This is a genomic window from Caedibacter taeniospiralis, from assembly GCF_002803295.2.
GTDB lineage: Bacteria > Pseudomonadota > Gammaproteobacteria > Francisellales > Francisellaceae > Caedibacter > Caedibacter taeniospiralis.
The window spans coordinates 33,041-49,826 of sequence record NZ_PGGB02000003.1 but is presented as its reverse complement, the minus strand read 5'-3'; the positions used below and the strand labels follow the sequence as shown (position 1 = coordinate 49,826).

Here is a 16,786-nt window from a genome sequence, read left to right as displayed (position 1 = left end):
TTGGAAATGGATGGAGGTTAAAGAGTGAAATGTGACCAATTGTCACGCATTGTTTTAAAAGGCTTCAAATCCATTAAACAATGCGATTTAGAGCTGCATGAGTTGAATGTTTTGATTGGACCAAACGGTGCAGGCAAATCGAATTTCATTAGTTTTTTTAAGCTGCTTCCACAAATGCTTGAAGGCAAATTGCAATTGTATGTTAGTAAGCAAGGTGGTCCTGATGCCATGCTGCACTTTGGTCGCAAGGTGACTGAACGTTTTAGTGCTGAACTGTATTTTGGTAACAATGGTTACAAGTTTATGCTAGAGCCTACCACCGACAACCGCATGATGTTTGCAAGTGAAGACCTATGGTGGAATATGAGAGGCGATACCAGCGTAGGTTATGGACATTTTGAAAGCCAAGTGGAATCTCATAAATCACTTATAAAAAACTACACACTCCCTGTCATAAAAAACTGGCGGGCATACCATTTTCACGATACCAGCGATAGTGCATTGGTAAAGCAGCCCCATGGTATTAATGACAATGCCTATTTGCGTCCAGATGCTCGCAATCTCGCGGCATTTTTATATCACCTGAAAAACCACCATCTTGAGTATTATCAGCGCATAGTTAAAGTTGTTCGCTTGGTGGCTCCATTTTTTGGTGATTTTAATTTACGACCATTACCTGATGCCAAAGATCAGATTGAACTCGAATGGGTTGAAAAAGCTCAGGATATCCCTTTTAAAGCAAGTATTTTGTCTGATGGCACCTTGCGTTTTATATGCTTGGCTACAGTTTTGTTGCAGCCTGAAGAGTTTAAACCATGTACAATATTGATTGATGAGCCAGAGCTGGGATTACACCCCTATGCTATTCATTTGTTGGCAGGTTTACTGCGCTCTGCATCCAAAACCCAACAAATTATTATTTCTACTCAATCTCCTGATTTGTTGAATGAATTCGAGGTTGAAGATGTAATTGTTGCTGATCGCGGCGAAGGTGTGACTAACTTACATCGCTTAAATAGAGTCGAGTTGAAGGCGTGGCTGGATGAATATACACTGGGTGAGCTGTGGCAGAAAAACATTCTTGGTGGGAGACCATCAAAATGACTCGAGTATATATTTTCTGCGAAGGGCAAACGGAAGAAAGCTTTGTTCGTGAGCTACTGCAACCATATTTTGAACGTTTGAATATTGTTATCAACCCCATTGTCTTACGCACATCATCTCAAGGTAAGGGGGGTGTAGTTAGTTATGGTAAAGTGAAACAGCAGGTTTTGCAAAAATGTAAAGAAGACAGCAAAGCTTATATCACCACGTTCATTGACTATTACGCTTTGCCCAAAGACTTTCCGCCATTTACCAAAACAGCAGATTCAATTGGCAATGTTAAAGCCGCCAGTAAGGTATTTCAGAATGATATTGCTCAACCCAACTTTATTGCAAACTTGACTGCCCATGAATTTGAAGGACTATTGTTTAGTGCGCCTCAAGTTTTTGCCAACTGGTTTGATGATAAAGGTGTGGTCAGTGAATTGACTAAAATTAGTTCTGAGTTTATAACGCCAGAACATATCAACGATGGTGTGCAAACCGCACCTTCAAAACGACTTTTAAAAGTGTGCAGCTCCTATGATAAGGTGCTTCATGGTTCCTTAATTAGCCTGGATATTGGTTTGGATACAATCTGTCAGGAGTGCCATGTGTTCAACGCTTGGATTGTGCAATTGGAAAAACTTGCATGATTATTTTAGGCATTGACCCAGGATCAAGAATCACAGGTTTTGGAGTTATCAAGGCAGAAGCGAGGGAATGCCTGTATGTGACTAGTGGTTGTATTCGAATTACCAAAGAAACCACTGCTGAGCGCTTAAAGCAGATTCAGGATGGTGTTGAAGAAATCGTTCGTGCCTATCAGCCAACTGAAGCGGCAATTGAGCAGATCTTTATGTTTCAGAATCCAGGTGCTGCTTTGAAATTGGGACAGGCGCGAGGGGTAGCGATCTGTGCCTTGGCAAATCAGGATTTAATGGTACACGAATACTCCGCAAAGCAGGTTAAACAATCCGTAGTCGGTAATGGTAACGCGACAAAATTTCAAGTGCAGCACATGGTACAATCCTTTTTGCAATTAAGCAGTAAACCCCAAGCGGATGCTGCTGACGCTTTAGCGATTGCGATTTGTCATTTTCACAGTCGCAATAGTCTTCAGTTTATTCCAGGGGCGACAAAAATAGTACGAGGACGTTTAAGATGATTGGACGCGTAAGAGGAGAGCTTATAGAAAAACAGCCTCCGTTGATATTAGTTGAAGCAGGTGGCGTTGGCTACGAAATATGGGTGCCGATGAGCTCAATTTATAAACTGGGAGATATTGGGCAAGAAGTCGTATTGCATACACATTTTATCGTGCGTGAGGATGTGCAACAGCTTTACGGCTTTGCCACAAAATCAGATCGACGATTGTTTCAGGAGCTCATTAAGATCAATGGTATTGGTGCTAAAATGTCACTGGCTATTCTCTCTGGTATGGATGGAATAACCTTTGTTCAATGTATTGAAGCACAGGATCATGGGCTTTTGTGTACCATTCCAGGGGTGGGTAAAAAAACAGCTGAGCGCATTGTCATTGAGATGAAAGATAAGATAACAAAACTTATGCTTGAGCTAGATGCACTAACACAAAATAGGGTACATAGCACGCAAAATGAGCAAAATCTTATGCCATCAGCAAGTGATGGTTATCATGCAAACTCAATGGTGCATCAGGCAGTGGATGCGCTTGAAGCATTGGGTTACAAACGCAAAGAAGCGGAGAAATATGTACATCAAGTTAAAACCGAGGCAAATAATGTGGAGAGTCTGATTCGTTTAGCACTACAAGGGACGCAAAAATGATGGCACAACAACGTTGTCCTTGGGCTGACTCAAATAAACAAATGCAAGCCTACCACGATTATGAATGGGGTATGGCGGTTTATGATGAGCAGCGCTTATTTGAGTTTTTATGTCTTGAAGGTGCGCAAGCAGGCTTAAGCTGGCAGACGATTTTAAAACGTCGAGAAAACTATAGAAACTCTTTTTATAATTTTGAAATCGCTAAAGTCGTGCAAATGACTGAACATGATGTCGAAAGGCTGATGCAAGATCCTGGGCTTATTCGCAATCGGTTAAAAATGAATAGCGTGATTAATAATGCAAGACAGTGGCTTAAGCTGTCTCAAACTCTGTCAATGGTTGATGCGTTGTGGCAGTTTGCGCCAAAAACTCAAGTCATCTATTCTACAACCGATAAAGTTCCTGCCTTTATCCATGAATCGATGTTGATGAGTAAATGGATAAAATCTCAAGGGTTTACATTTGTGGGAAAGACTATTTGTTATGCGTTTATGCAAGCCACGGGGATGGTGAATGACCACCTTGCTTCATGCTTTGTCAGGCATAGCAAAAAGAACAAAGACAGCCACTAGTGACATCACTAAGATAAGTAGTGCAATTAACAGATTGGGAGTTAGTGGTATTGAAAGGGCAATACCACTGATTAATCCTGCAGCAAGCATGCTAATGCAACCATATAAACTGCCAACAGCTCCTAAGCGTGCTTTGAAGGTGACGATGGCTAAGGTGCTGCTGGTTGGAAAAACAACCCCTGCTGCAAAGTTAAAAATAATCACGGCAAACGTAATAAACAGAAGATTTTGAGTAAAAAATACCGCCTGAATAGTGATTAAAATACCTGAAAGTAAAAATAGCAAAACGGCTAAAACTTGTGCACTTTCAATCGAAATGTATTTTAGTGCCATGGCATTGGCAAACATGCCAACGGCAATAAATGCCTCACCGAGACCAAAGATGATCGCATAATCGATTTCGCTTAAACCGAAATAGTGCTGAAATAGAAAAGCGCTCAGCGATAAGTAGGCGATAATAGCACCCATGACGGTACTTGAGATGATCGTATTTTTAATGAAGGCTTTGTTTTTAATGACCCAGGCGTAGGTTTGCAACGATAGTTTGGCAGAAAGACGCTTCTTGGGGTTAAGAAGTGTTTCAATGAGATACAAGTAAGCGCCAATATAGCAGATCAAGCTCAACGTTAGGATAAAGATAAAATCAGCACGCCAGTGATAAGCGTGTGCCAAAAAAGCGCCAAAAATTGGTGCAATAACAGGAGCCATTAATGTGCCAATGCCCATAAACGACATAAAGCGGGCATACTTGATTTTCTCTGGAATCACGTCACGTAAAATCACGCGTCCTAGCGACATGGGTGCTGCCATGCCAATAGCCTCAAAGGTCCGCCCAGTCATGAGCATTGTAAAGTTCACACTAAATACGGTAATAAGTGTGCCGATAATACTTATGCCAAGTCCTGATAAGAAAATTTTACGCCGACCAAAACGCTCAGATAAGGGTCCATAGATCAGCTGTGAAGAGGCAAAGACAATAAAGTAGTAAGTGACACTAAAAGCCAGTAAATGTGTCCCTGTGCCGAAGTCCTCGCTAATGCTTGGCAATGAAGGGACATAGATGTCGGAAACAAAAATGCCAAGCATTGACGTTACCATAATAATAAAGATAAAAATAACCTTTGCCGAAGCTGAGGCTTTGATGTGTAACATAGTTTTCCCATTTTGATCATAATGCGTTTTCAAAAATTGAACGCAAATTCAGTATAAAGTAAAACCATTTTATCCTCTAGCCATACAAGCGCATAAGCGTAAAAGTACGCAACAGATAACATTAAGGAATTTCTGCGATGCTTTGACCGTTGGGATAAGGTTTGGTGTTTAGATGAAATGGTGTATAATGCGCATCACCTTTGATGGATGCCGTACCGTAAAGAGAATGTTGTAGTTGCGTTACTCATCTGATCAAGATAAATAGCTGGTTTTTGAATAAGAAATAAAAAGGGTATAGTCATGTCAAAGTACGTAGTCTCTGCGATGTATAAGTTTGTGACGTTGGAAGATTTTGAGGAAATAAGAACACCATTGCTAAAAGTGATGGAGGATAATCGGGTGCGTGGCACGTTGCTGTTAGCCAGAGAAGGAATTAATGGTACGATTGCGGGCATCAAAGAAGGAATTGATGCCGTGCTGAAATTTCTACAATCTGATTCCCGCCTGGCGGATATTTCACACAAAGAATCTTGTGATGACCATATTCCGTTTAATCGCGCTAAAGTAAAACTTAAGAAAGAAATTGTGACTTTGGGCATTGAAGGACTTGATCCACTAAAGGTCTGTGGGACTTACATTAAGCCGTGTGACTGGAATGCGCTTATTTCAGATCCAGAGGTCTTATTAGTGGATACACGCAATGATTACGAAGTCGCTATTGGCACTTTTAAAAATGCCATTAATCCGCAGACTGAGACTTTTAGAGAATTTCCAGAGTTTGTTAAGAAGAATTTAGATAAAACAAAGCACAAAAAAGTAGCGATGTTTTGTACAGGCGGCATTCGCTGTGAAAAGTCAACGGCATACTTAAAAGAGCAGGGTTTTGATGAGGTCTATCATCTTGAAGGTGGCATTTTAAAATATCTGGAAGAGGTTCCTGTGACAGAAAGTTTATGGCAGGGCGAGTGCTTTGTATTTGATTCGCGCGTTGCGGTCACGCATGAGCTGGAGAAAGGACAATATGATCAATGTTATGCCTGCAGGCGTCCGATTACCGAGGAAGATAAGTTGAAGCCTGAATATGCACAAGGCGTTTCTTGCCATCATTGCAAGGGACATCATACTTCAGAGCAAAGAAAGCGCTTTTTAGAGCGCGAAAAGCAGAGTCAGCTTGCTCGTGAGCGTGGTGAGTCACATATTGGTGAGGAAGCTAAAGAGGCGGCAAAGTTACGCAAAGTGCAAAAACTTGAAAAGCGTGAAAGAAATCGTCAGGAAAATGCTGCCATTGTCACATCCTTCAGCTAATCATATGGATCATCTTAGTCAAAAGCAGCAGCTGAACGCCATTTTTAATTTGCAGCAAAAGTCTTACGTTTTATATCGTTACCCTGAATATCGATTGCGCAAAGGAAAATTAAAACAACTGCTGTATGAGATTGTAAAGCATGAAGAAGAGCTTGCCGCTGCGGTGAGTAGAGATTTTGGACATCGCTGCCATGAGCAAACCTGGATAAGTGAGATTTTTCAAATCACCTCTACTATCAGGTATGTGGTAAAAAACTTACGTCAATGGATGAAAAAGCACAAGCGCCATACCAGTCTTATTTTCCAACCCGCTAGAAGCTATGTTTGTTATCAGCCACTGGGGGTGGTGGGGATTATGGTGCCATGGAATTACCCCATATTGTTGAGCTTATCACCCCTGGTATATGCCATTGCTGCGGGGAACCGAGTCTGTATCAAAATGTCGGAATTTACGCCGCACACGAATGCAGTGATCAGGCGTATTTGCCAGGATTGTTTTACTATTGATGAAGTCGCAGTGATAACAGGTGAGTCAGAGATTGCGCAGGAGTTTAGTCAGCTGCCATTTGACCATTTATTTTTTACGGGCTCAACCAGAGTGGCTAAAAAAGTGATGCAAGCAGCCGCTTTAAATTTAACCCCTGCCACTTTAGAGCTAGGTGGCAAATCTCCCCTGATTATTGATGCGCAATTCCCGTTAGATAAGGCAGCAAAAATGATTGCTTTTGCCAAGGGGCTTAATGCTGGACAAACCTGTATTGCCCCTGATTATGTCTTTATCTATGAGCGTAAGCTTGATGACTTTGTTTGTGCTATGAAAAAAGCTTTCAATGACATGTATCAGGATTTCAATCACAATAAAAACTATGGTTCTATCATTAACCTGCAGCAATTTGAGCGATTACAGCATTATTTGATAGAGGCTAAAGAAGCAAAGATAAGCATCATACCCTTATCAGAAGCAAGCCTTGAGAGTATTGAAATAAGAAAGTTTCCTCTGACTTTATTAGTCAATCCAGATGATGAACTTAACGTAATGAAAGAAGAGATCTTTGGTCCGCTATTGCCCGTGTTAAGTTATAAAACGCTTGATGAGGTTGTCAGCTATATCAACCGTAAGCCCAAACCACTTGCCTGTTACTTGTTTAGTCACGATAAAATGCAACAGGAATATATGACACGATCCATTTCAAGTGGAGGCATGTGCATTAATGATCTGTTAAACCATATCGCTCAACACGATTTGCCCTTTGGTGGGGTTGGCGCCTCGGGGATGGGGCGTTATCACGGGTTTGAGGGGTTTCAGAACTTTAGTAATGTCCAATCCATTTTTCAGCGTGGACGGATTAATACAGCAACCCTACTTTACCCGCCTTATGGCAGGCGATTTAAATGGTTTAAGTCCCTCTTTGGGAATGGCTAAAAGCGTTTGTTGCCTGCGTTGAAAAGCTGCTATACTGTGCCAAAATTTCTATAGTACTCGTGCCTTGTGATGATTGACTCCAAATTAAAAGAAAAGCTCGCGGAAATTAAACTGTTAATATTGGACGTTGATGGTGTTCTAACCGATGGGAAAATTATTCTTGGTAACGATGGTAATGAAATCAAAAACTTTGATGTTAAAGATGGTTTAGGGATGCTGTTGCTGCAGAAATTTGGGATTAAGCTTGCGGTCATTACGGGGAAAACTTCAAAAATTGTTGAGACTAGACTCATGGCACTAGGCGTTAAAGATGTCTATCAAGGACAAAAGAATAAGCTTCAGGCATTTGACGATCTGTTAGCTAAATATGAATTTACTCCCTACGAAGTAGCTTATATGGGTGATGATCTGCCTGATTTAGCCATCATGGCAAAATCTCTGGTGACGTTTGCGCCAAGTGACGCTGTAGCCATTGTTAAATCTAAAGTCGATTATGTAACGCTTAGTAAAGGTGGTCAGGGTGCGGTCAGGGAAATCTGCGATTTGATTCTTGATGCCAAAGGCGTTTATCAGGTAGTGCTTCAAGACTTCATCACCTTTGGTGAGGTGCGAGGGTAATGTTTTTTAGTAAACGCGTGTTTTTTACAACGATTGGACTAGTAACTGTCATTGGCTCCAGCGGCTGGCTTGTGGTGAAATCAGCACAAGAGCAGATCAGTCATGGAGATTTACCCGCACATTTTGTTGAAAATACAGCACAAGATCTTGTTTATGAAAAATATAATCAAAGTGGTCGGCTGCAATATACAGCAACCGCTAAAGACTCAAAGCGCTTTTATAACCAGGATGCCAAATTGGATGGGGTGAGTGCTGTTTTTTATGCAAAAAAACCTGAAGATAAACCCTGGCATATTACTTCTGACTATGCCGATATTACTAATAGCAATAATAATATTCGATTGTATGGCAATGTTATCATGCAGCGTAAGGCAAATGGCAAAAATTCACCTGCAATAAAAATGATGACGGATGTGGTTGATTATGATAATTATCAGGATAATTTGACTACAGATCAAAAGGTTATTATTAGTCAACCAGGCACACCGAATAATACCGTTGGTATTGGGATGATTAGCGCACCTAAAAAAGGTGATTTTAAATTATTAAAAGAGGTCAGAAGTTATTATGCAGGACAGTAAACGATGTAAGCCTGGCGCTTTATTGCTTTTAAGCCTTTCTCTGTTGAGCATGGGAGTATCCTTTGCACAAAGCAGTGAGGCTAGCATGGATGCCGCAGGAATGTTTGGCAAAAATGCGACAGGAGACGGTCCAATCACCATTTGCAGTGATAGCTTATCTTATAGCCAGGATGCACATAAAATGATTTATCAAGGTAATGTGTTGGTAATGCAAACTAAAAATGCCAATATTCAATGCGGTGGTCATAATGTTCCCAATGAAAACAGCAAATGGTCAGTGTATCAATTTCCGTTGCAAAATGTTGATTATCAAAAGCTTCAGCAGCAGTCTCTAGACTATGCCAAAGAGGTATGCAAAAAACAAAATGGTTGTCGTTTTCTTTCAGGGCAAATTTTAACGCTTTTATTTGATGATCAAAACAGGCAGCTCAAGGAGGTTACTTTGACGTCAACGGATCCCTATATGGCTAAATTCTACTCCTTACCATTTCCAAAAGAGGCAAAAACCAAACAAGCTTCATCAGACCAGGAAACGATGTATGCAGAAGGCAGACAAATGGATTTTAATTTGCTTAACAGCATATTAACAATCCAAACTAAAGCCCATGTCGATCGTGCGGGGAATCGTTTTTCTGGTGATAAGGTGCTATATGACACCAAAAATGGTCTAGTGACCGTACCTGATACGGGGCAACGTGCGACGGTTATTTTAAATAACCTTAATCAAAAGTAGGCTTGGCTAATATGAGTATCGGTATTGCTGTGGCAATGATTATTGTGGTGGTTGTTATTTTAGGATGGCGAAGCGCCATGCGCGCGCGTGAGTTTGCTATACATACCGCATTAAAGGTGGTGAAACAATGGGATGTTCAGTTGTTGGATGATACGGTCTGCTTAACGAAGATCAGATTGTCGAGGCAAAGTGATATTGGCAGTATGTGCTTATTTCGTGAATATGCGTTTGAGTATAGCGATGATGGGGTTGATCGCTACAGGGCGTTTTTACAGTTCAATGGAAATCATTTTTTGCAGGTGATATCCAATGAGCAAAAGGTAACGGTGACGGAAGTAGGGACGAAAAATCTTTCGACCCATGCGAATAATGTTATCGATCTGAATCACTACCGCACACAACAAAAAAACGATTTGGATAAAGATAAGGGGCATGATGAATAGGGTAACAAAATGATTGAGTTGCACCAATTTCCACGACTTTGCACCTTGCCAAATTCAAGCCCATTTTGCCTGAAATTGGAGAGCTTGACAGAATTTCCGCCCATTTTTGCAAGGGCGTATGCAATACACCCCCTACGCAATGCGTCATCATGGGCGAAGATATTGTCATCACCTTATTAGACGCTAAAATACTGCAAAATGCTTTGTGGTTGGTATATACTAGCGCGAGCATAAAATCTAATTTAATCATTGATAATGAAAACAGCGAAGGTAATTGCTCTTTTGCAGCAAAAAGGGGGTTCGGGGAAAACAACCACGGCAATGAATATTTATGGCGGATTGAAGGAGTTGGGGCACTCAGTCATCGTGATCGATATGGATAAAGACAAGCCTGATGCCTGGTCGTGGGCGGCAAAGAATGAAAATTCCATAGATTATGTCATCCAAGTAGATGAAAAACATGCCAGAGAAGCGATATCTGAGATCAAATCCAAAGTGGATTATATTGTTATTGATACCCCACCTAATTTTCAAACCGCAGCGCTCAAAGCTGCCTTACTGGCCGATTTGGTGATTATCCCCGCCGCTCCAAGCGGCATGGATTTGTCAGGTTTGTTAGAAGCCAAAGATTTAGCACTTACGGCGGATCGTCCTTATAAGCTCTTGGCAAATAGAGTAATCAAAGGGTCAAACATGTCACGAAGCCTGTTAAATGTTTTAGAGGAAGAAGGGAAGTCATTTAGTACCTATATCCCACAAAGTGTGAAATTTGTCGAGGCCGAAGCCTCTGGGATGTATATCGGTGATTACGCACCTGAGAGCAATGTACATGTCCAGGTCAGGCGCCTGGCAAAAGAAATTGTTGCATCCTTTGCAGGAGTGACTGCATGAATGCCAAAGTATCCTTAGCAAATCGTAAGCGTGTTCACGAGTTGGGCAGTCAAGATGGCAGTGCTGAAAGCAAAAAAGAAACACTTTTGGCGTTAAAACTTGATGCTTTAAATCAAGATGCGACCCAATCAGGACGTTTGCTTGCCTTGAGCCTGGCAGATCTTTTACCAGATCCCAGTCAACCACGCAAGGTATTCAAGAATATTGATATGCTCGCGCAAAGTATTGTAGAAAGAGGGATAATTCAGCCGATTATTGTGACGCCTAAAAAAGGTGATGGTTTTTATCATATTATTGCGGGAGAGCGTCGGTTTAGAGCTGCTAAACAGCTTCGACTTACAAGCATTCCTTGCATTGTGCGTGATGAAGCGGATAACGACATTTTAATCATTCAGCTACTTGAAAATGAACAGCGTGAAAAAGTGTCGCCTTTTGAAGAAGCAGACGCTTTAACGGAGCTTGTGATGAAACGCAAAATGAATAAAGCTGATGTTGCTCACTCATTGGGAAGAGACCCAAGCTGGGTCTCATTGCGCTTAAAGTTAGCCAAGTCATCAGCCGCGATTCGCGCGCTAACTGATGATGGTTTTATCGAAGATGTCAGAACGCTGTATGAGCTTAAAAAGCTCGAAGATGAATTGCCTCAGCTTGCCAATCAGTTTATCCAAAGAGTGCGTGAGAACAAAGTGCACGGCTCTTACCGACAAGCCATTACTCGCGCCAAGGAAACATGGCAGAAAAAGGAAGATCAGAGCATAAGAGAAACTTTTGTTGGGATTGACGAGATTTTGAATCTGGATGATGGTCTGATCGGCTTTAAAACCAATAAAGAGCATGGCAGTAAGCTGTATACCTTTAAGTTATCAAAAGCAGCATTGTTGCAATTAAAAGAGATGATTTAAGAGGCATTAATGAAGATTGCTTTACTGCAAGCGGATCATGTTCCAGAGTATAGACGCTGTATCTCTGGGGGGAATTATCCTGATATGTTTGCCAATCTTTTCTTGAAAGTATTTACCATTGTTGATATCGATGTGTTTGATGTCACCGTGGGTGAATACCCTGATGATTTAAATTGCTATGAGAAATACATTATTACAGGCAGTAAGGCGACTACCTTTGAGCGTTTGGATTGGATTTGTATCTTAGAGGATAAAATAAAAACGCTATATCAGCTTAAGAAAAAAATCATTGGTATTTGCTTTGGTCATCAAATATTAGCCCAGGCTTTAGGCGGGCGAGTGGAGCGCTCTATCAAAGGTTGGGGGGTTGGTGTGCAGTGTATTAAAATACTTGAAAAACTGGAGTGGATGTGCCCTTATCATGATCACTTGAGTCTAACGTTTTATCATCAGGATCAAGTCGTTGAGTTACCCAAGAATGCTAAATTGATCGCGACGAATACTTTTTGTCCTGTGCAAATGTTTGTGATTGGTGATCAAATCTGGGGAATGCAGGCACACCCTGAGATGTTGCGCGCACATAATCACTTATTGATAAAGGAGCAAAAAGAAACACTATCGCACTGTTTTGAATCAGGTATGGATAGTCTTAGAATGCGCGATCACGGTAGGGTGGTGGCGCAGTGGATGGTAAATTTTTACGAAGGAGTGAAAGATGACTGTTGGTAGTATTGTCGTGTTTGGTGATAGCTTACAAGATAATGGAAACTTAATGAAAACCTTGGATATTCCTGGAGTGCCTTATGATCATGGGCGCTTTTGTGATGGATTTGTGGCTTGCGAATATTTAGTAGATATGATTAAAGCTAAAGAAGCAGCTAAGCCGATGCTTTATAACTACGCTATTGGTGGGGCGTGCACCAGTGGTAAAAATCCAAAATCAATGCTGACAGATCATGCATTTTCACTGCAAGTACAAATTGATCGCTATGTGGCTGAAAGAGGGAGATTTAACAGGGATGCCTTAGTCATGATCAATGGGGGCGGTAATAATTTTTTGTTTGCTATTCATGATGAAAAACCTTTTTTAAATCTGCCTGCAGTCTATCGTGTTGCCAATGACTTATTAAGCAGTATTGATCGCATGATTAAGTTAGGGGCTAGAGATATTATCGTCTGGAATGTCCCAGATGTGACGCTATCCCCCGCTTATGAAGTCTCCCCCTTCCCAAGGCTTATGATCAAGTATTTGAAAAAATACATTAAAAACAACATTGTAAGACAAAACAAGCGATTAAGTGATGGCATTACCGTGTTACAGCGAAAGTATCCACATCTTAGAATTCAAGTACTTGATGCGTATAGCTTCTTGCATGAAGCCTTGGAATCTCCCATGGCATTTGGCTTTGAAAATGCAACAGACGCGTGCGTGAAAAGTTTCGGTGGGGTGGATCAAAATGGCGAGATCCAACAGGATATTCCCATTGAGTGTAATCCACAGACGCATCTATTTTGGGATTATGTTCATCCCACCACAAAGGCACAGAAAATACTGGCTGAGAAGATTTTTAATCTGATTTATCCGCTTTAATTTTGTGTAAGCCACAATATCTGGAAAAGCTGCCTGTGTAAAACTATCAACTACTATCTGCTTTAGCAGATAGTAGTTGACGTTCGCGTAGTTTTATCGGTGATTACTGCGGTGGTCATGACCCGATTGATATTGGTTGCGGTTCTGCCCTGCCATGTAAGTAATTTCCTTTAAAGTGAAATGAGAATAAAAATCATCAGAGCATCATAGGGTAATAAGTCAGTTATGGCAAAATAAGCTGTTGAGATATTGCTTATTGTCATGATAGGGAAAGCTGATCAATCGGTAGCTCTATACCACTCGTAAATTATTTTGCGAATATTTACCTGATCAACGTTAGAGTGGTATACATTTAGATGGCAAGAATCAACATTTTGATGGCAACGATAAGCAAAATAATAAGAAAGATACTTTTGAGCAGTCGCGTTGGTGCTTTACTTGACAGGCTTGCACCAAGCTTGGAAAAGATCATACTGGTTGGGGCAACGCATAAAATGGCAGGAAGATACAGGTAACCTAGGCTCCATGCAATATGGAGCTCGTTTAGATAACCTGTGATGATGAAACACACACTTCCTGTAACAGCAATAATAAAGGTAAAAAGACTGGATGTGCCAATGGCAATACGAATGGAATAGCCCAGAGAATTAATGTACGGGATGGTGATAATGCCACCTCCAATTCCAAAGAAGCCTGATTTAATACCCACTATGCTTCCCCATAGGGCACTTTTACGTTGACCACTACGTTTTGGCTCATCTGTTTTTTTATCTTTTTGTAGCAGCATATGCAAAAACATGAAAAGCATGAGTAAGGCAAATAGTAATCCCAATAGTCGTGGATTTAACAAATGCGCGATGATGGCGCCTGCTATGTTCATGGCAATGATCCAGGGAAGCATTTTCTTGGCAATATCAACATTAATTTCTCTTTTTCGTAGCTTGTGCGGCAGCGAAGAGATGGCAGTAAAAATCATAATGCCAAGCGAGGTGCCCGCAGCAAACTGCATATACGCATCGGCTGTTTGCGGTAACTGATGAAATACAAAAGCAAGCACGGGTACGATAATAATGCCACCACCAATTCCAAGAAGTCCTGCCAAAAATCCTGTAAGGCAGCCAGATAAAACAAGTAATAAAAGTAAGAAAATCATAATAGTCTATTTGCTGATTAAAAAGTTGAATAATTATAGCAAATACAAGAGAATAACCCAGTTATGCTAACCAGAAATGAAATAAATCAAGGATCAATATGATTTCAAATATAAAAGTAGGCAAAGATGTGCCAAATGACATCAATGTGGTGATTGAAATTCCCGCGAATAATGAACCTGTAAAATATGAGTTTGATAAAGAAGCCAACATGCTGGTGGTTGATCGCTTCATGGCGACAACAATGCAATATCCTTGCAATTATGGTTTTGTCCCAAACACATTATCCGAGGATGGAGATCCTGTTGATGTCCTGGTGGTAGCCCCTGTTGCCTTAAGACCAGGTGTCATTATCAACTGTCGTCCTGTTGGTGTGCTAAAGATGACCGATGAGTCAGGAGTTGATGCCAAAATTATTGCAGTTCCCACGAGTAAATTGACCAAAATCTATGAACATGTCAAGGAGATTAACGATTTGCCTAAGTTACTTTTAGATCAAATCAAACATTTCTTTGAACACTATAAGGATCTTGAACCGAATAAATGGGTAAAGGTTGACGGTTTTGAAGGCTCAAAAGCTGCTAAGGCGGATATTCAAGCCAGTGTTGCGCGTTACAAAGCATAATTACTTCCTCAGTGATTTAAACCACTTATGGCGAAATGTATTTACGCTTGCATCTATCAAGAAGAAAATCACCGCAAGTTCAGGGGATAGCATATCACCTGTTAGTGCGTACAAAAATACAGCAAAAATTAAAATAAAGATTAACGAACGCACGGCAGCTTTTGCGCCATTGAGTTTGAACAATTCTTTATGCGTCATATTGGCTTGACGTTCTATCTCTTTTTCTTTGTCAGTCATTAAATCATAGGTAGCAAAATCACTTTGGCTTATGCTAACACAGGTGGTGCGATAGTGTCGAAAAACTTTAGCATTTAGCACGTGAACTTATTAGCAAAAAATGATATAAATGACGGCGTTTGACCATTACTTAGAGAAGCTTAATGCAAAAGAAGCTAGCAAAAGGAATTATTGTTATTTTTGGTGCGTCAGGGGATCTCACGGCACGAAAGCTAATGCCTGCAATTTTCAGTCTTTATCAACAAAAAGACCTAAGCAAAAACAACATTATTTTGGGCGTTTCTCGGACTGCCTTTAGCGATGAAAGTTTTCGTCAAAAAATGCAGGAAACGCTATCAGAGGAATATCCGAAAGATAAAAAAGCCATTGAGAAGTTTTTAAAACAGGTTTTTTATCAAGAAATTGATGTCTATACGGATGATGGGTATAGGTCTCTTCATAAGCGCTTACAGCTTCTGTGCAAGGTGCACGAGCTTCAACATAACTTTTTATTCTATCTGTCTACCCCACCAAGTCTTTACTACGAAATTCCAGTACATTTGGCAAACCTGGGATTAAGTGATGAAAGTGGCGGATATAAGCGCATCATCATCGAAAAGCCATTTGGAACTGACGAGGAAAGCGCCTGTGCATTAAATAGTCACTTGTTGAGGAACTATCGTGAATCACAACTGTTTAGGATTGACCATTACCTCGGCAAAGAGACGGTTCAAAATCTTTTGGTGTTTCGCTTTGCGAATGCCATTTTTGAGCCCCTGTGGAATGCAGCTCACATTGACAATGTGCAGATTTATACGAATGAGGAGATTGGACTTGGGTCTCGTGCGGGATATTATGATCAAAATGGCGCAATTCGTGATATGATCCAAAATCATTTGCTCCAGCTTCTGGGAATTGTCGCGATGGAACCGCCTGCTAAGATGGACGCTTATTCAATCCGCAATGAAACCTTAAAAGTATTTCAATCGATTCGGCGATTTAAATCTGCAGAGGATATCAGGCAAAATGTGGTGGTTGGTCAATACCAGGAGGGCTGTGTTAAAGGTGTGATTAAGGGCGCCTATAAAGATGAGCAAGGCGTTGCCAAAAGCTCCACGACCGAGACGTATGCGGCAATCCGCTTTTTTATCGATAATTGGCGTTGGCATGATGTACCTTTTTATGTGCGTACAGGTAAGCGCTTAAACCAGCGAGTTTCAGAAGTGGTTATTAACTTTAAGCCAACACCCCATCCTTTTTTCTCGCAAGTACAAAAGATTAGTAAATTTAAAAATCAGCTGGTGATTCGTATACAACCAGATGAGGGAATCAAGTTGAGTTTCGCGGCGAAAGAACCAGGAAGCGGATTTAAAACGCATGAAGTAGATATGGGATTTTATTATTCAGATTTTGCGCAAAAAGAAATGCCAACGGCTTATGAACGTTTAATTTTGGATGCACTTCAGGGAGATAATACCTTATTTGCCAGAAATGATGCTGTAGAAGCCTGCTGGAATATCATTGACCCTATCATCCACTACCTGCATAAAAATGGCAAAACCATGCTCAGCTTTTATCCCAGTGGCTCTTTCGGTCCGCTTGAATCGGATAAAATGCTAGCAGAGCTCGGGCACGCCTGGCGTAATCCATCCTCTGTTTTTAAACAAAATAAAAAAGACAAAAATACCTGA

General features: G+C 40.9%; 20 protein-coding genes. 17 read left to right on the top strand and 3 right to left on the bottom strand.

Annotation, left to right across the window (positions count from 1 at the left end):
* Positions 1-24 precede the first annotated feature (24 nt).
* From CU053_RS01940 to CU053_RS01920, 5 genes are read left to right on the top strand one after another with little or no spacing between them, the layout of a single operon-like run.
* Positions 25-1,104 carry an AAA family ATPase gene (locus CU053_RS01940; RefSeq protein ID WP_100550678.1) on the top strand — a complete coding sequence of 360 codons (1,080 nt, stop codon included), beginning with the start codon at positions 25-27 and terminating at the stop codon, positions 1,102-1,104.
* On the top strand, positions 1,101-1,739 hold the full coding sequence (locus CU053_RS01935) for a DUF4276 family protein (protein ID WP_100550677.1): 639 nt from the start codon (positions 1,101-1,103) through the stop codon (positions 1,737-1,739). Before CU053_RS01940 ends, CU053_RS01935 begins: the two co-directional genes overlap by 4 nt.
* Positions 1,736-2,251, top strand: a complete 516-nt coding sequence (gene ruvC, locus CU053_RS01930; protein WP_100550676.1) for a crossover junction endodeoxyribonuclease RuvC — start codon at positions 1,736-1,738, stop codon at positions 2,249-2,251. The genes CU053_RS01935 and ruvC overlap by 4 nt, the downstream gene beginning before the upstream one ends.
* The gene (gene ruvA / locus CU053_RS01925) at positions 2,248-2,892 is read left to right on the top strand and encodes a Holliday junction branch migration protein RuvA (protein ID WP_100550675.1); all 645 of its coding nucleotides are present in this window, start codon (positions 2,248-2,250) and stop codon (positions 2,890-2,892) included. The genes ruvC and ruvA overlap by 4 nt, the downstream gene beginning before the upstream one ends.
* Complete coding sequence (locus CU053_RS01920; protein ID WP_233263312.1) at positions 2,889-3,464, top strand: DNA-3-methyladenine glycosylase I; 576 nt, start codon at positions 2,889-2,891, stop codon at positions 3,462-3,464. The genes ruvA and CU053_RS01920 overlap by 4 nt, the downstream gene beginning before the upstream one ends.
* On the opposite strand, the gene CU053_RS01915 is transcribed toward CU053_RS01920, so the two are convergent.
* A complete protein-coding gene (locus tag CU053_RS01915; protein ID WP_100550674.1) occupies positions 3,420-4,616 on the bottom strand; it encodes an MFS transporter in 1,197 nt (398 codons plus the stop codon). The genes CU053_RS01920 and CU053_RS01915 overlap by 45 nt on opposite strands.
* Positions 4,617-4,916: 300 nt before the next feature.
* Between CU053_RS01915 and trhO the strand changes: the two genes are divergently transcribed.
* From trhO to CU053_RS01865, 10 genes are all read left to right on the top strand, one after another.
* The gene (gene trhO, locus CU053_RS01910; RefSeq protein WP_100550673.1) at positions 4,917-5,921 is read left to right on the top strand and encodes an oxygen-dependent tRNA uridine(34) hydroxylase TrhO; all 1,005 of its coding nucleotides are present in this window, start codon (positions 4,917-4,919) and stop codon (positions 5,919-5,921) included.
* Positions 5,872-7,344, top strand: a complete 1,473-nt coding sequence (locus CU053_RS01905) for a coniferyl aldehyde dehydrogenase (RefSeq protein ID WP_158106926.1) — start codon at positions 5,872-5,874, stop codon at positions 7,342-7,344. The genes trhO and CU053_RS01905 overlap by 50 nt, the downstream gene beginning before the upstream one ends.
* Positions 7,345-7,413: 69 nt before the next feature.
* Complete coding sequence (locus CU053_RS01900) at positions 7,414-7,962, top strand: KdsC family phosphatase (protein WP_100550671.1); 549 nt, start codon at positions 7,414-7,416, stop codon at positions 7,960-7,962.
* Positions 7,962-8,543 (top strand): LPS export ABC transporter periplasmic protein LptC, encoded by a 582-nt coding sequence (lptC, locus tag CU053_RS01895; RefSeq protein ID WP_100550670.1) that lies wholly within the window; start codon positions 7,962-7,964, stop codon positions 8,541-8,543. Before CU053_RS01900 ends, lptC begins: the two co-directional genes overlap by 1 nt.
* Positions 8,530-9,276, top strand: coding sequence for an LptA/OstA family protein (locus tag CU053_RS01890; RefSeq protein ID WP_100550669.1), 747 nt, complete (start codon positions 8,530-8,532; stop codon positions 9,274-9,276). Before lptC ends, CU053_RS01890 begins: the two co-directional genes overlap by 14 nt.
* Positions 9,277-9,287: 11 nt before the next feature.
* Positions 9,288-9,719: a DUF3301 domain-containing protein gene (locus CU053_RS01885; RefSeq protein ID WP_100550668.1), complete on the top strand. Its 432-nt coding sequence runs from the start codon at positions 9,288-9,290 to the stop codon at positions 9,717-9,719.
* Between the two features lie 249 nt (positions 9,720-9,968).
* Complete coding sequence (locus tag CU053_RS01880; protein ID WP_199244177.1) at positions 9,969-10,610, top strand: AAA family ATPase; 642 nt, start codon at positions 9,969-9,971, stop codon at positions 10,608-10,610.
* On the top strand, positions 10,607-11,512 hold the full coding sequence (locus tag CU053_RS01875) for a ParB/RepB/Spo0J family partition protein (protein WP_100550666.1): 906 nt from the start codon (positions 10,607-10,609) through the stop codon (positions 11,510-11,512). The genes CU053_RS01880 and CU053_RS01875 overlap by 4 nt, the downstream gene beginning before the upstream one ends.
* A gap of 9 nt (positions 11,513-11,521) precedes the next feature.
* A complete protein-coding gene (locus CU053_RS01870) occupies positions 11,522-12,241 on the top strand; it encodes a glutamine amidotransferase-related protein (protein ID WP_100550665.1) in 720 nt (239 codons plus the stop codon).
* On the top strand, positions 12,228-13,103 hold the full coding sequence (locus CU053_RS01865) for an SGNH/GDSL hydrolase family protein (RefSeq protein WP_100550664.1): 876 nt from the start codon (positions 12,228-12,230) through the stop codon (positions 13,101-13,103). Before CU053_RS01870 ends, CU053_RS01865 begins: the two co-directional genes overlap by 14 nt.
* 352 nt (positions 13,104-13,455) lie before the next feature.
* On the opposite strand, the gene CU053_RS01860 is transcribed toward CU053_RS01865, so the two are convergent.
* A complete protein-coding gene (locus tag CU053_RS01860) occupies positions 13,456-14,256 on the bottom strand; it encodes a sulfite exporter TauE/SafE family protein (protein WP_100550663.1) in 801 nt (266 codons plus the stop codon).
* A 98-nt stretch (positions 14,257-14,354) separates the two neighbouring features.
* Here CU053_RS01860 and ppa point away from each other — a divergent pair, with 98 nt between their 5' ends.
* Complete coding sequence (gene ppa / locus CU053_RS01855) at positions 14,355-14,879, top strand: inorganic diphosphatase (RefSeq protein WP_100550662.1); 525 nt, start codon at positions 14,355-14,357, stop codon at positions 14,877-14,879.
* Here ppa and CU053_RS01850 read toward each other — a convergent pair whose 3' ends face one another.
* Positions 14,880-15,197 carry a hypothetical protein gene (locus CU053_RS01850; RefSeq protein WP_100550661.1) on the bottom strand — a complete coding sequence of 106 codons (318 nt, stop codon included), beginning with the start codon at positions 15,195-15,197 and terminating at the stop codon, positions 14,880-14,882.
* 62 nt (positions 15,198-15,259) lie between these two features.
* On the opposite strand from CU053_RS01850, the gene zwf reads away from it, so the two are divergent.
* Positions 15,260-16,786, top strand: a complete 1,527-nt coding sequence (gene zwf, locus CU053_RS01845; RefSeq protein WP_100550660.1) for a glucose-6-phosphate dehydrogenase — start codon at positions 15,260-15,262, stop codon at positions 16,784-16,786.

Bases quoted from the DNA above. Each gene is read 5' to 3' on its own strand.
- CU053_RS01935 (WP_100550677.1), top strand. From the start codon at position 1,101: ATGACTCGAGTATATATTTTCTGCGAAGGGCAAACGGAAGAAAGCTTT.
- ruvC (WP_100550676.1), top strand. From the start codon at position 1,736: ATGATTATTTTAGGCATTGACCCAGGATCAAGAATCACAGGTTTTGGA.
- ruvA (WP_100550675.1), top strand. From the start codon at position 2,248: ATGATTGGACGCGTAAGAGGAGAGCTTATAGAAAAACAGCCTCCGTTG.
- CU053_RS01920 (WP_233263312.1), top strand. From the start codon at position 2,889: ATGATGGCACAACAACGTTGTCCTTGGGCTGACTCAAATAAACAAATG.
- CU053_RS01915 (WP_100550674.1), bottom strand. From the start codon at position 4,616: ATGTTACACATCAAAGCCTCAGCTTCGGCAAAGGTTATTTTTATCTTT.
- trhO (WP_100550673.1), top strand. From the start codon at position 4,917: ATGTCAAAGTACGTAGTCTCTGCGATGTATAAGTTTGTGACGTTGGAA.
- CU053_RS01900 (WP_100550671.1), top strand. From the start codon at position 7,414: ATGATTGACTCCAAATTAAAAGAAAAGCTCGCGGAAATTAAACTGTTA.
- lptC (WP_100550670.1), top strand. From the start codon at position 7,962: ATGTTTTTTAGTAAACGCGTGTTTTTTACAACGATTGGACTAGTAACT.
- CU053_RS01890 (WP_100550669.1), top strand. From the start codon at position 8,530: ATGCAGGACAGTAAACGATGTAAGCCTGGCGCTTTATTGCTTTTAAGC.
- CU053_RS01885 (WP_100550668.1), top strand. From the start codon at position 9,288: ATGAGTATCGGTATTGCTGTGGCAATGATTATTGTGGTGGTTGTTATT.
- CU053_RS01875 (WP_100550666.1), top strand. From the start codon at position 10,607: ATGAATGCCAAAGTATCCTTAGCAAATCGTAAGCGTGTTCACGAGTTG.
- CU053_RS01870 (WP_100550665.1), top strand. From the start codon at position 11,522: ATGAAGATTGCTTTACTGCAAGCGGATCATGTTCCAGAGTATAGACGC.
- CU053_RS01865 (WP_100550664.1), top strand. From the start codon at position 12,228: ATGACTGTTGGTAGTATTGTCGTGTTTGGTGATAGCTTACAAGATAAT.
- CU053_RS01860 (WP_100550663.1), bottom strand. From the start codon at position 14,256: ATGATTTTCTTACTTTTATTACTTGTTTTATCTGGCTGCCTTACAGGA.
- ppa (WP_100550662.1), top strand. From the start codon at position 14,355: ATGATTTCAAATATAAAAGTAGGCAAAGATGTGCCAAATGACATCAAT.
- zwf (WP_100550660.1), top strand. From the start codon at position 15,260: ATGCAAAAGAAGCTAGCAAAAGGAATTATTGTTATTTTTGGTGCGTCA.